8 protein-coding genes are annotated in these 14,496 nt (G+C 46.9%); 2 read left to right on the top strand and 6 right to left on the bottom strand.

What is annotated here, in order from left to right; translation table 11 throughout:
- Positions 1-136 precede the first annotated feature (136 nt).
- Entirely contained in the window at positions 137-5,371 is a 5,235-nt protein-coding gene (locus tag BLT41_RS01075) for a hypothetical protein (protein ID WP_092157409.1), read from the top strand.
- A gap of 98 nt (positions 5,372-5,469) precedes the next feature.
- Here the strand turns inward: BLT41_RS01075 and BLT41_RS01070 are convergent, their stop codons facing one another.
- The 3 genes from BLT41_RS01070 to BLT41_RS01055 all read right to left on the bottom strand — a co-directional run bounded on the left by BLT41_RS01070 (position 5,470) and on the right by BLT41_RS01055 (position 9,508).
- Positions 5,470-6,516 carry a tRNA dihydrouridine synthase gene (locus BLT41_RS01070; RefSeq protein ID WP_092157407.1) on the bottom strand — a complete coding sequence of 349 codons (1,047 nt, stop codon included), beginning with the start codon at positions 6,514-6,516 and terminating at the stop codon, positions 5,470-5,472.
- A gap of 143 nt (positions 6,517-6,659) precedes the next feature.
- Entirely contained in the window at positions 6,660-7,553 is an 894-nt protein-coding gene (locus BLT41_RS01065) for a sugar phosphate isomerase/epimerase family protein (RefSeq protein ID WP_092157405.1), read from the bottom strand.
- A 392-nt stretch (positions 7,554-7,945) separates the two neighbouring features.
- Positions 7,946-9,508 (bottom strand): sigma-54 interaction domain-containing protein, encoded by a 1,563-nt coding sequence (locus tag BLT41_RS01055; RefSeq protein WP_092157401.1) that lies wholly within the window; start codon positions 9,506-9,508, stop codon positions 7,946-7,948.
- A 438-nt stretch (positions 9,509-9,946) separates the two neighbouring features.
- Here BLT41_RS01055 and BLT41_RS01050 point away from each other — a divergent pair, with 438 nt between their 5' ends.
- Entirely contained in the window at positions 9,947-10,192 is a 246-nt protein-coding gene (locus BLT41_RS01050) for a GlsB/YeaQ/YmgE family stress response membrane protein (RefSeq protein ID WP_092157399.1), read from the top strand.
- Positions 10,193-10,326: 134 nt separating this feature from the next.
- On the opposite strand, the gene BLT41_RS01045 is transcribed toward BLT41_RS01050, so the two are convergent.
- From BLT41_RS01045 to betA, 3 genes are read right to left on the bottom strand one after another with little or no spacing between them, the layout of a single operon-like run.
- A complete protein-coding gene (locus BLT41_RS01045) occupies positions 10,327-11,277 on the bottom strand; it encodes a glycine betaine ABC transporter substrate-binding protein (RefSeq protein ID WP_092157398.1) in 951 nt (316 codons plus the stop codon).
- A 46-nt stretch (positions 11,278-11,323) separates the two neighbouring features.
- Positions 11,324-12,805 (bottom strand): betaine-aldehyde dehydrogenase, encoded by a 1,482-nt coding sequence (gene betB, locus BLT41_RS01040; protein WP_092157396.1) that lies wholly within the window; start codon positions 12,803-12,805, stop codon positions 11,324-11,326.
- Positions 12,806-12,857: 52 nt separating this feature from the next.
- On the bottom strand, positions 12,858-14,495 hold the full coding sequence (betA, locus tag BLT41_RS01035) for a choline dehydrogenase (RefSeq protein WP_092157394.1): 1,638 nt from the start codon (positions 14,493-14,495) through the stop codon (positions 12,858-12,860).
- Between the last annotated feature and the right edge of the window lies 1 nt (position 14,496).

The following is a 14,496-nucleotide window of genomic DNA, read 5'->3' as shown; positions in this document are numbered from 1 at the left end:
GACTGTTTTTAAGTGTTAATAAGAACTCGTTTCTTACATTTTTTTACTTAAAACTATTGAATTTGCAGGAAAAAAGCACTGACAGCCGTTTTACGGCGTTTTTAGGTGTAAAATTAAAAGTTGGAGATCATTCCTAATGAATAAAATTTATCTTTCGAGTAAAAATATGAAAATTAAATTTTTGCTGCTACTACTCTGCTTTCTACTTTTACCCACTGTGAGCATGGCTAGCTGGGACAAGGTTCCGGAAGATACCGCTTTTAAGATTCAGCAGAATTTGCATGACGAAATGTGCAAGTTCGTAAAAACTGATGGCGCGCCCGCAGCAGCCTCCACTGTAGATGGACAGCTACAACTCAGCGCAGACAGAACTGCACCTCGCTTTAAGAGCGGTAAGAGCTGGTTTGCACTTACCCTCGACTCTCTCGGTCGTGCTGGTGCGATGAAAAAAGCCACCACGCCAACCATTAAAACTGAGGGCGCAAAACTCAGCCTTGAGCGCAAAGGGGTTACCGAGTGGTACATTAACCACGGTAGCAATCTTGAGCATGGCCTTATATTAACTGAGAAGCCCGTAGGTAATGGACAGTTAGAATTTTCTTTTGCCACATCCGGTAACCTTACTCCTAAGCAGAACGGCAAAGATATTTCCTTCGTAGGCGGCAAAACGCTGAACTACGCAGGTATCAAATCATGGGATAGCGCAGGCACAGAGCTTGTTTGTGCCATGTCCGTAAAAGATGGCGTGCTCATCTGGTCTGTGGACGACAGCAAAGCCAAGTATCCAGTAACAATTGACCCGACTGTTTCTATTGCTAAAAAGCTAACAGCCCGAACCGATGTTGATGGAGATGACATCGAAGCGGGTGCGAGGTTTGGTCATAGAGTTTCTGTTTCCGGCGATGTTGCAATTGTGGGGGCTTATCTGAAGGACGAATTTGCCGTTACTGATGTTGGAGTTGCTTATATCTTTTCTAAAAATCAGGGCGGGGCGAACAATTGGGGTATAGTGAAAAAGATTGTTGCCACAAAAGATGATGGCTCTGGTGATTTTGATGGCCTTGCGTATAATTATTTCGGTAAAAGCGTCTCTGTTTCCGGCGACAATGTAATTGTGGGGGCTCCTGGAGATGACGATCCGGCTGATTCAGGTTCCGCGTATATTTTTTCCAAGGATCAAGGCGGAGTTGATAACTGGGGCATAGTCAAAAAAATTACTGCCGGAGCTGATGCTGACGCGGGTGCGGCATTCGGGGATAGGGTTTCTATTTCTGGAGATATCGTTCTTGTAGGGGCTTATTTGAAGGATAAAATTTTTGGTGATCTTAATAGGGTCGGAGCTGCCTATATATTTTCCAAGGATCAGGGCGGTACTAGTAATTGGGGCATGGTGAAAAAGATTACAGCCAGAACCGATGCGGATGCAGATGACACTGAAACTGACGCTGAATTCGGAAGCAATGTTTCTATTTCTGGAGATATTGCCCTTGTGGGAGCTAGGAATAAGGACGAATCAGGTAAGGCTGATGCCGGAGCCGGTTATATATTTTTTAAAGATCAGGGCGGGGTCAGTAATTGGGGTATAGTTAAAAAGATTACAGCCAGAACCGAAGCTGATGCTGATGACACTGAGGTAAAAGGCTCTTTCGGGCATAGTGTATCTGTTTCTGGTGATCTTGTCCTTGTGGGGGCATATGGCAATGATGCTACTCTCAATGGTTCCGCTTATATTTTTTCTAAAGATCAAGGCGGGGCCGATAAATGGGGTATAGTGAAAAAGCTTACTGCCAAAAAAGATGATGGCACGGATGATGGTGAAGCTGATGCTAGATTTGGTTATAGCGTATCTCTTTTCGGCGATGTTGCCCTTGTGTCGGCTTACCGGAAGGATGAACCTGGCTTAAAGTCCGGAGCTGCCTATATATTTTCTAAGGATCAGGGCGGGAATGGCAATTGGGGCATAATTGAAAAAATTACTGCTGAAAAAACAGACGGTACTAGTGATATTGAAGCGAGTGCTTTCTTCGGTTGGAATGTATCTCTTTCCGGCGAACATGCGATTGTGGGAGCTTATGGTAAGGTCGAATCTACCAAGGCTAACGTCGGAGCCGCGTATGTCTATAATGTTATAGTAAACGATAACCCTGTAATTCCTGTAGAAAATCAACCCTCTGGTACTGTCGTAACGATAGATAGTGCTAACAAAAAAGTACAAACCAAGGCCGAGGTGACGGCTCAATATCAGTCCGTAAACATGGATTCCATGCTCGGCGCAAATGTGTACGCATTCAACGCCACGGTAACTTCGGGGCAGGTCGCATATTTCTGCTTCAACAGTACCAGCCTCGGCGAACGCAGGGCCGGAGATGTGGCTCTTTTCAAACTTTTCACTGACAAAGCCAGTAAAACATTCACTTACAGCGCTGATAAAATGCCCACCGAAGAAGGGCGTTTCTGGATAACCGATGAGGCCAACAGCGGCCAGTACATGGACCCCAATATGGTCCTGACTGGTGGCCAGTCTTACACGGTAAACTATTCAGTAAAAGACAACGGCGAATATGATATTAACGATACATTAGGAAAAATTACCGACCCCGTTGTGCCTGGAACAACTTCTTCCGATTCTTCCGGTTGTGTAATGAATCCGCAGGCGGGCTTCTCTATCGAGCTGGCAGGGTTGTTCTTAGTGGCGCTAGCGGGTGTATTTTTGCGCCTGTTTCGTCGTAAAAAGTGTTCATCAAGTCAGTACAATAGGTACTTTGATGATTTTAAACCTAAGAAATATTTATTTCCAGTTGTTCTCTTCTGCTTTCTACTTTTCCCCACTGTAAGCATGGCTAGCTGGGACAGCGTTCCGGAAGATACCGCCTCTAAGATTCAGCAGAATTTGCATGATGAAATGTGCAAGTTCGTAAAAAATGATGGCGCGCCCGCAGTAGCCTCCACTGTAGATGGACAGCTACAACTCAGCGCAGACACAACAGCTACCCGCTTCAAGAGCGGTGATAATTGGTTTGCACTTTCCCTAAAATCTTTCGGGCGTACTGGCGCTATGAAAAAAGCCACCACGCCAACCATGAATACCGAGGGCGCAAAACTCAGCCTCGAGCGCAAAGGGTTGACCGAATGGTACATCAACCACGGTCGCAATCTTGAGCACGGCCTTGTTTTGAATGAGAAACCTGCAGGTAATGGGCAGTTAGAATTTTATTTTGCCACATCTGGTAATCTTACTCCTAAGCAGAATGGCAAAGATATTTCCTTCGTAGGCGGCAAAACCCTGAACTACGCAGGTATCAAATCTTGGGATAGCGCAGGCACAGAGCTTGTATGTTCCATGTCTGTAAAAAATGGCGCGCTCGTCTGGTCTGTGGATGACAGCAAAGCCAAGTATCCGGTTACAATTGACCCGACTGTTTCTATTGCTAAAAAGCTAACAGCTGTAGGTGATGTTGAAGCGGGTGCTAACTTTGGCTGCAGCGTATCTATATCCGGAGACGTAGCCATTGTGGGGGCGTACTTAAAGGATGAAGACAATGTGAATTCTGCAGGAGCCGCATATATATTTTCTAAGGATCAGGGCGGCGATGGTACTTGGGGACTAGTTCAAAAGCTTGTTTCTCCTGAGTCTCCGGTTGCAGCTGAGTTTTTTGGTCAGAGCGTCTCTATATCCGGAGACGTTGCAATTGTGGGAGCTGCATATACAGAAGGCATCGGTGAAAGGTCCGGAGCTGCTTATATATTTTCCAAGAATCCATCGACAGGCTGGGGATTTGTTAAAAAGCTAACTGCCACAAAAGATGATGGATTTGGCACTGAAATTAGTGATGAGCGAGTTAATGCTTACTTTGGTTCCAGCGTATCTGTTTCCGGAGACGTAGCCATTGTTGGGGCTACGTATAACGAAGAACCCGACGGGTCTAACAATCTCAAGTCTAATGCCGGAGCCGTTTATATCTTTTCCAAAGGTACATCGACAGGCTGGGGATTTGTTAAAAAGATAACTGCCAGATATTATGATGCATCTGGCACTGAAATTAATGATGTGAAAATTAATGCTTACTTTGGTTCCAGCGTATCTGTTTCCGGAGACGTAGCCATTGTTGGGGCCAAGAACGACGGTAGTGCATATATATATTATAACAAGCTTGTAGATGGATGGACCATAGCTAAAAAACTGAAACCCAGAAAAAATGACGGAACTTATGCTTCATGTCTTCGTTTTGGTAACAGTGTCTCCATTTCTGGTGACCTTGCCCTTGTGGGAGATTATGACAAAGATGAATTCGACTTAAGTGGACGCGATAGTGTCGGAGCCGCATACATATTTTCCAAGGATCAGGACGGTCTAAATAAATGGGGTTGCATCAAAAAGTTAACAGCTACAAAAGATAATGGCGATTCTGATATTCAGGAGGATGCTCATTTCGGTGATAGCGTCTCTATTTCTGGCGACATAGCAATTGTGGGGTCTGCTGAATGGGACGCATCCGCCTCTCCTGCTGATGCCGATGTTGGAGCTGCTTATATCTTTTCCAAAGATCAAGGCGGGACAAACGATTGGGGTATAGTTAAAAAAATAACTGCCACAAAAGATGATGGAGATTCGGATATACAGGAGAAAGCTAACTTCGGTTGTGGGGTGTCTGTTTCCGGAAACATAGCAATTGTGGGGGCTTCTAAGAATAATGAACTCGACGCGGCTGGCGTTTCCCGGGCTAAAGCCGGAGCCGCATATACATACACTATAACCAACAATCACGATAAAATAGTTGTTCCCGCAACAGCTCAGCCTTCAGGCACTGTTGTAACAATCGATAATTGTTGCAAAAATGTGCACACCAAGACCGAGGTAGAGGAACAGTATCAGTCCGTGAACATGGATGCTATGCTCGGTGCAAATGTATACGAATTCAACGCTACAGTAACATCAGGGCAGGTGGCATATTTCTGCTTTAACAGTTCCAGCCTTGGCGAGCGCAGAGCCGGAAATGTGGCCCTATTCAAATTATTCACTGATAAAGCCAGCAAAACTTTCACTTACAGCGCAGATAAACTGCCCACTGAGGAAGGTTCTTTTTGGATAACCGATGAAACCAATAGCGGTCAGTACATGGACCCCAATATGGTCCTGACTGGTGGGCAAACCTACACGGTGAACTATTCAGTAAAAGACAACGGTGAATATGATATTAATACCGAACTAGGTAAAATTACCGATCCAGTTGTACTCGGAGCATCGTCCTCCAGTGGAGATTCAGGTTGTGTTCTTAATCCACGAGCGGATTTATCTATAGAACTGGCGGGATTGTGTTTGATTGCGCTGGTAGGAATGGTTCTGCGGAGGCGTAAAGGTTATCGGAAATAATCTAAGACCCCAAAGAGAGACAATACTCCCCGTATAAAGTTTCCCTTTTATCTCAAGCCCCCTTGGTGTGCACACCAAGGGGGCTTTTTTGTTTTGGCTCAGAGGTTGTACAAATTCATGTTGGGAGACTGGTTTAAGGGCATGTCTGGCCTGATGTGTTCTTTAGCCAACCGGCGGACATCATCCATGGTCTTTGCCGTGGAAAAGGTGGCTAGTAAGCTGTGACCAAATAGGAAATTGGCTGCAAAATAGGGTATGAACATCCGAAATCTTTTGATTCTTCGGACGGGATCGAACTCCTGTTCCAAGGCTGTGGCCAGACGCAGGATGTAGTCTTGAAAAATATTGTCGTCGGGCGTGTAGCCAGCTGTCCATTGGGCAAAGAGCCAGGGGCGGGCCACTGCCATACGGCCTACGGACACGCCATCGCAGCCTGTCGTGTCCAGCATATCCTGACAGTGTTGCGGGGTTGTTACATTGCCATTGCCAAAGACGGGAATGGAGACCGCTTCCTTGATGAAGCGTATGTGGTCAATGATAGGGGGACGGGTGCGCTTGTCCGGGGCCACACGCGGGTGGAAGACCAGGCAATCGGCTCCTGCCGCCTCAAGCTTTTTGGCCAGAGCCACTGCGGGGCCGATATCCTTGGACCATCCGGTGCGAAATTTGACAAAAACAGGAATGGATACAGCCTTTCGTACTGCTTCCACCACGGCCATGGCTTTGTCTGGCATCTTGAGCAGGGCAGCTCCCCCCTCGCGTTTGATCATTCCCCGTGCCGAGCACCCCATGTTGATGTCCACGCCAAAGAAGCCTTCGCGCTCTACGCGCTTTGCTGCAATCACAAATTCTTCGGGCGTGCTCCCCGCCAATTGACAGACCAAATTTGGGAGTTCCCACTCATGCCACCGAAATACCGGGGATATCCTGGGGTTTTCTGATGGCACAGCCTTGGCGTTGCACATTTCTGTAAAGATTAAGCCGCAGGAACCATAGTGGGCGAGAACCTGACGAAAGGCGCTGTGGCTCAATCCGGCCATAGGAGCTAGCCACAACCGATTGGGAATGGTTTTTTCGCCAATTGCAATGGGGGTGCTGAGTTGGGCCGCTAGCTTGGGGAAATGGGGGGGGATGGGTTTGTTCATAGAGGCTGCAAGATGAGTTATGGGTGTCATGGGATGCAGCATTGCGTATACTGTTGTTGCACAAGGTGCAAGTCTTGAGACCTAGAAAAGGAGCTTTTCCGCCTCCGTGCACATGGGCTTCCGGAGGCGGTATTTTGATTCTCTTACATCCCTATCTTGAGAACTTCACGGGCATATTTGATGCTTCTGATGCAAGCATCCATCTGTTTTACCCGGGCAACCTCAATGGTGTCTTCGCCCATATCCCATTCGATTTCGAAGGTGATACGATCGGTGGGAGACTCTTCTCTTATGGTGTTGTATGTTTTGAAGCAGTCGATATCCCCGTCGCCCAGTGCGACCCCGTGGAATCGAATGCCGAACTGGTCGCGATCGAGCTTATGATCGCAGAAGTGGTTACAAAATGCGTAAGGTGCCATTTTTTCCACAGCCGTCTCCGGATTTTCAAGGACGCCCATGGAGTTCACCGTGTCCACGCATGCCCCCACAAGAGGATGATTGATTTTTTTGATCAGCCACAGGACTTCATCGGCAAAGGTTTCGGTATGGTTTTCCAGAGCCAGTTTTATGCCGGTTTTTTCCAGTAGGGGAAGGGCCGCCTTCACCTCATCATGGATGTCGCAAAGCTGTCTCATGACCTCTGGGTGAAAACAGCTGCCATAAAGCGGAGTGGGGCGGCGGATGTCCAGGCTGATCTTGCCTAGGTTAGCACCGATCTTCTCCGCGATGTGGATGCCTTCCTTCACACTGTCGGTCAACCGGGAGTCGAACTCTTCATCCAGGGAGAAGTTGTATTCCAGGTAGAGGCCCCGGGCCTCGGCGGCTTCCTTTACTTCCTTCAGACGCTGATCGTCCTTGGTTTCCAGGTCGCAACCCGTAATATGAAGCCCGTCAAGACCCCATTCAACGCCCTTGTCCATCAGCTGGATCAGGTTCATTTCTTTGGGACGAGGATCCGCTACCACGCCCCAGTTCTGGCCGAGTCCCCAAAGATGAAGGGTATAGGTGTGCAATCCCAATTTCATTTTTTTTCCCATGACGATCTCTCCTTGATTAAGGTTTAAAATGTTTCCCTTCCTCCGTGAAACGTTTCAGGCTTCACTTCAAAACAGCACACTCCTCTTGCTTGCAATTCCCCCACTGAAATTTCATGGGAAGCTTGCTCATCAAATTCTGATTCTTTCTAATAAAGCAATGGATATGCCATTTACGAAAACACACAGCGTAAAACTGTTCAACATGCTGAAAAGATAAATTAAATTGGTATGACTAGTGAAAGTGGACGGATAAGATAGGGGAGTGATATTTAAAATGAGGTTTTGTCTTTTTAAAGTGCAGCTTTAAAAAGACAAAACCTCATTTTAAAACGTTTGCGCCCGTGAAGGGGGCTGAAAAAAAATAAAGCGTCCTTGAGCGGGAACCGTGATTTTTATAGGAGAAAATCTTTTCGATGGATGTTGTGTTTTTTCATCTTGTAATTGAGCAGCTGGGGAGAAACATCCAGCTTTCTAGCGGCTTTTGAAACATTGCCCTGAAAAAATTTCAGCATCTCTCGGATCGTCCGGCTCTCGTTTTCGGCCTGAATTTTCGCCAGAGATTTTCCCTGAGGGGATACGGTCGTAGCAGGTGCTTGGTGATCCGTTGGAAAGATAACGTTGAACGGGTCTGCTGAAAATGCAGTCCCCTTTTCTGTCAGACGAGAGGGAGTTCGGGATGCGTTAGGCAACGAAGCGGTCGTTTTGTTGATGTGATCCGGCAAATGTCTAATTTTGATGGCTTCACCATCCGAGACCAAGTTTACGGCCCCTTCAATAACATGTTCCAGCTCCCGGACATTGCCGATCCAGTGGTGATTGTGAAACAATTCCATCACATCGGCCGAGATGGCGTTAATCTTTTTGCCCAGACGGGTGCTGTGTTTATGGAGAAAATGGCGAACCAGTTTCTCCAAGTCCCATATTCGTTCCCGGAGTGGTGGAATCCGAATGATCAGGACGCCCAGACGGTAGAGCAGATCGTATCGAAGGGCCCCCCTTTCTGCGGCCTGGTGGGGATCCTCGTTCACCGAACTGATTATTCTGATATCCATATCAGTCTCTTTCAAGGAGCCGACACGCCGAACTTTGCGTTCTTGGATAACCCGCAGCAGCTTGGACTGCAGGCCAATGGACATGGAGTTTATCTCGTCGAGAAACAGCGTCCCGCCATCAGCCCGCTCGAAAAGCCCCTGTTTGTCTAAGGCTCCGGTGAAGGCTCCTTTGGCGGTTCCGAACAGGATTCCTTCCAGCAGGTGTTCGGGAATTGCTGCGCAGTTGATAGCAATGAAAGACTTGTCCTTCCGAGCGCTTGTGTTGTGGATGGACTGGGCCATAAGTTCTTTCCCGGTCCCGGTTTCTCCATGGAGCATGATGGAGGAAGGCGAATCCGAGGCCATGCGGGCAGATTCTACCGCTTTAACTAATTCCGGGGATTCCCCGATGATATCTTTGAACGAAAATCGGGTTCCGTTTCCCTTGTCGCTACTTTTGGCGGGAGTTGTTGGAATTTTGAAGGTCTTTATTTCGCGGCTTGCATAGGGTTGGGAAATGGTTTCTAAGGTCTGCCGGGTGATGCTGTAATCACTCACGAAACAGATCGCTCCGAGCAGTTTTTCATGGGAGTACAAGGGATAAACATTGTGTATGGAGTTGACAATTTTTCCCAGCCAGGTGCGGTAATAGCAGGCATGATTTTTCAGGGGTTTGCCGGATTCCATGCAATTGATGATGGGGGTATCGTCGTCATCCACGCGGTATAAATCAGTGACCATTCTTCCGATCACCTTGTTCGGATCAAGATTGTCGATACATCCCTGGGCATCGTTGTAGTAGAGAATCTTGCCCGCAGCGTCCGCAATTACCACTCCCGCGTAAAACTGATCGAGGATGGAGAGGAAGGGAATTGAGGATGGGTCGACATCCGGGAACAGGTTATGAATCGCAATTGGCTTCATTGTTATCTTTACCGCTTAAAAAAGGTGCTAGTTAAAACATTTGTATAATACAATATATCAGTTTTATTAAGGCCCATGTCGAGTTTCAGGGTTCTGACGTTGTAAAGAAAGATTTCACTTTTTTTAGCTCCGTCCCCATATGGTCCCCAAAAAAAGTAATTGATTAATAATTAGTATGTGATTTGGGAATGGTAAGCAAGCGATCTTGCTACACTTTCTGGACAGGTAATTAAACCACAATAGTTGAGTAGTAACAAAATCTATAGCTAAAATTATCCATTTTCTTCGTCTTTATATTCCGACCATTCTAGATATTATTCGCAGAGATTATGAAGTTCGTACTCAACGTACCAACATAGTTTCAAATAATTTTGATTGTTCCCCGAAAGCCTGCTATGGATTTAATAGTCATAAAAATTAACTTATGGGAGGTTTTTAATGAGTGGAATAATCGTTTTCGTCTTGGTAGGTCTGGTCGCGGGTTGGTTAGCCGGAGTGCTTGTGAAGGGTGGTGGCTTTGGTATCATCGGGGATATTATTGTAGGTATCCTAGGGGCGGTGATTGGTGGTTTCCTTTTTGGATTCCTTGGCATAGGCGCTAATGGGCTCCTTGGGGCGATAATCGTCGCGACAGTCGGAGCGCTAGTTTTGATCTTTATTTTGCGCCTAATCAGAAGGGGCTGATCACTGCCCTCCGTAGTCCATTCTTCAGAGTTAAAATGAAGTACCAAATTAGTATCAGTTTTAAGTGGTTTTACCAGAAATGACAAAACTCCACAGCATTTAACATACTGTGGAGCTTTGTTTAAAGAGCTATTCTATTGTTTCTTCAGGGATGCTTCAAATGCGTTTACTGCGGACTTTCCGTCTATAGTAGTGACTCCTTCAAGCCATTTTTTATAAACTTCAGGGTGTTTTTTTACCCAGTTCAAGCCGGCTTGTCCAAGAGACAAAGAGTCGTCTTTTTCCACCGTGATCATGATCTGATTTATCATGGAAACGGAAAAGGTCATATTCTTGAGTAGTCTGGCTACGTTGGGTTCATCTTTGACAAGCCCGGAGCGGATGTTGGTCCAGATAGTTGCGGTACCGTCATTGCCGCCAAAAGTTTCATCTGTGCTTCCGGTGAGATAAGTCATGTCGATATATTCGTTCATGCTGTGAGGAGCCCAGCCAAGGAAAATCGACCATTTGCCTTCTCTTGCCATGCCCTGCACCTGAGCAAGCATTGCGGCTTCACTGGAGGGAACAAGAGTGAATTTACCCATGCCGAACATGTTCTTGTCAATCATGTTCTGAATGACTTGGTTACCGTCATTTCCGGCTTCGATTCCATAAATTTTCCAGTCAAGCTTGTCACCGAATTTTACGATATCTTTGAAATCTTTCAATCCTGCATCAGCGCAGAAAGTAGGGGTTGCCAATGTGTATTTGGCTCCATCCATATTGATAGCGTATTTGAGTACTGTGCCTTTTTCAAAATATTTATCGGCAATAGAGGCCATGGAGGGCATCCAGTTACCTAAGAAGGCATCGGCATCGGAGGTAGACATCGCTTTGTAGGCGATGGGGACGGAAACCATTAGATTTTCGGCGTCATAGCCCAGACTGTTAAGTACGGAGACGGCAATGTCAGTCTTGATGGTTACGCCTGTCCAACCAACACTGGCGAGGGTGATTTTAGAGGAAGCCTGTGCAAAGGCAGAAAAGCTGAAAAGTGAAACAACTAAAACTAAAACAAAAAGAACCCGCTTAGAGTGGGTTAACATCATAACTCCTGAGTTGAAGGTTTAAGTTCTCACAAAGCACTTTCTATCAAGAGGAAGTGCCGAACCAATTAAATGGTTCCGGGGCATGATTTCTAAATATATGCTTTACCTCTGTGTATTCCTCCAGCCCGATGTGACCGAGTTCACGGCCCATTCCGGATTGTTTGTAACCGCCCCAAGGGGCTTGTACAAAGTACACATTGAAGTCATTTATCCAAACAGTTCCGAATCTCAGAGCTTTGGAAACCCTTTCAATACGGTCCGGGTCACGGGTCCAGAATCCGGCGGAAAGGCCGTAAACTGTGTCGTTGGCCCAGCGAACAACTTCTTCTTCAGTATGAAAACGTTCTACAGTTATTACGGGGCCGAAGACTTCTTCCTGCACGATCTTCATTTCGTTCGTGCATTCAGTTAGTAAAGTGGGTTCAAAGAAAAAACCGTCCTTTAACGCCGGGTCAGAAGGTCTTTTCCCACCGGTAAGCAGCTTTGCTCCCTCGGAAGGGGCCATTTCCACATATTTTTCCACCTTCGACAGGTGTTCAGCGGAAATCAGCGGTCCCATCTGGGTTCCTTTATCAAAGCCGTTACCTACTACAATAGCTTCAATTCTTTTGCGTAACTCTTCCACAAAGCGATCATGAATACCGTCTTGTACCATAAGCCGTGCTCCTGCGGAACAGATCTGTCCGGCATGGAAAAACACCGCATTGAGAGCGTAATCAACCGCTACATTAAAGTCGGCATCGTCAAAAATAATATTGGGATTCTTGCCACCCAGTTCAAGGGCTACTTTTTTTACATTACCGGCTGCTGCACGCATGATGGTTTTGCCTGTTGCAATTCCGCCGGTGAAAGAAATTAGGTCTACGTCAACGCTTTCGGCAAGTTCGGCTCCGACTTCGGCTCCGGCTCCAAGAACAAGGTTGACTACTCCTTTTGGGAACCCGACTTCTTCAGCAAGTTCGGTAACTTTGATTGCAGTCAGCGGGGTTATCTCGCTGGGCTTCATCACGATGGTATTTCCGGCGGCAAGGGCTGGAGCCATCTTCCATGCGGCTTGTAGTAAAGGATAGTTCCATGGGGAAATCTGGCCGCATACACCGACAGGTTCGCGGACAACTATGCTTGTGGAGTTCTGTACGGGGGAGGCTATAACTTCGCCGCCATCTTTGTCGGCAAGACCCGCATAATAGCGGAAAATTCCTGCGATATCGTCCATGTCCCAGCGGCTTTCTTCAACTGTTTTACCAGTATCCAGACTTTCAAGACGGGCAAGTTCTTCGCGATCACGTTCGATAAGATCAGCGAGTTTGAAGATCATTCTGCCACGTTCAGAGGCCGGAGTTTTGCTCCATTCGCCGGAGTCAAAAGCCTGCCTTGCTGCGGTGATTGCCAGTGCTGAGTCTTTCCGTCCGCCTTCGGCAACTACGGCAATTACAGAACTGTCAAAAGGATTTATAATTTTACGCTCAGCACCAGAAAGAGCCGAAACCCATTCGCCGTTGATGAACATTTTTCCCTGTATCATAATGACCTCACAAAAAAGCTCCCCCGCTATGCAGGAGAGCTTTAAATGATATTTATTTACTGTGTTTGTAGTAAGGAGCGTCTTCCGTAGGCAGCGGGGTGTTCCCGAGAATAATGTCTGCCGCTTTTTCAGCAATCATCATAACCGGTGCGTAGATGTTGCCGTTGGTCACGTAAGGCATGACCGAGGCGTCAACAACGCGAAGTCCCTCTACACCGTGGACTCGTAACTGCGAATCCGTAACTGCCATGTCATGGGTTCCCATGGCACATGTGCAACTTGGGTGGTAGGCAGATTCACCTTCGGTGGCAACGTAATCGAGAATCTCTTCGTCGGTCTGAGCTTGCTCACCGGGAGATAATTCTTTGCCGCGATATTCGTCGAATGCGGGCTGGGTCATGATCTCACGGGTTTTGCGTATTGCCTGAACCCATTCTTTACGTTCATTCTCTGTGGAGAGATAATTGAACAAAATGCTTGGGTATTCTTTAGGATCTTTGGATTTAATTTTCACGTGACCGCGAACATCTGTGTTCATAGGGCCTACGTGAACCTGATAACCATGCCCTTCGTTTGGAGCTGATCCATCGTAACGGATTGCTATAGGGAGGAAATGATACTGCAAGTTGGGGTATTCCACTTCATCATTACTGCGGATGAAACCGCCAGCTTCAAAGTGGTTAGTGGCAGCGTCGCCAGTTCCTTTAAGCAGCCATTCCAGACCGATCTTAGGCTGATTGTACCATTGTAGGCATGGGTACATGCTGACTGGTTTTTTGCAGGCATACTGTACATATAGTTCAAGATGATCCTGCAGGTTTTCACCAACGCCGGGAAGATCATGAACAACATTAATGCCCAGAGCTGAAAGTTCTTTTGCGTTACCGATACCGGAAAGCTGAAGTAACTGAGGAGAGTTGATTGAACCACCACAGGAAATTACTTCCTTGGCATAAGCTTTTATAGTTTTTTTGCCTTTTTCATACTCAACACCAACAGCGCGTTTACCTTCGAAAAGTATGCGTGTTGCCATGGCCCCGCACTTTACAGTGAGGTTTTTGCGGCTCTTAACCGGATGAATGTAAGCACGGGCTGCATTCCAGCGACGTCCTTTATAGGTGGTGCGGTCAAATTTACCGAACCCTTCCTGCTGATATCCGTTCACATCATCGGTGAGAGGGTAGCCAGCTTCCTGCACTGCACTGAAGAAAGCGTCAAAGAGTGGATTGTCGCATTCGGGAGTGGTCAGGTAAACAGGGCCGACAGCGCCTTGATATTCTGTAGCTCCGGCCATCCGGCATTCAAATCTTTTGAAGTAGGGCAGGCAATGTGAGTAAGACCAGTCTTCAAGGCCGTCTTCTTTAGACCACTTTTCGTAATCCATTGCATTTCCGTGAATGTGGATCATACCATTAATACAACTGGAACCGCCAAGTACTTTTCCGCGCGGCTGGTAGACGCGACGGTTTTTCATGTGTGGTTCGGGATCAGATTCATACCACCAGTTATATGTCTTTCCTGCCAGCGGATAAGTCAATGCTGCAGGCATGTGTATACGAAAATCCATCTTGTAATCGGGAAGTCCGGCTTCAAGCACGAGTACTTCATTCTTAGGATTGGCACTCAAGCGGTTGGCCAGAACTGATCCGGCTGATCCGCCACCGACAATTATATAATTATATTTTTTCATA

This window comes from Maridesulfovibrio ferrireducens (assembly GCF_900101105.1).
Classification (GTDB): domain Bacteria; phylum Desulfobacterota; class Desulfovibrionia; order Desulfovibrionales; family Desulfovibrionaceae; genus Maridesulfovibrio; species Maridesulfovibrio ferrireducens.
This window is presented reverse-complemented; position numbering and strand designations above follow the sequence as displayed.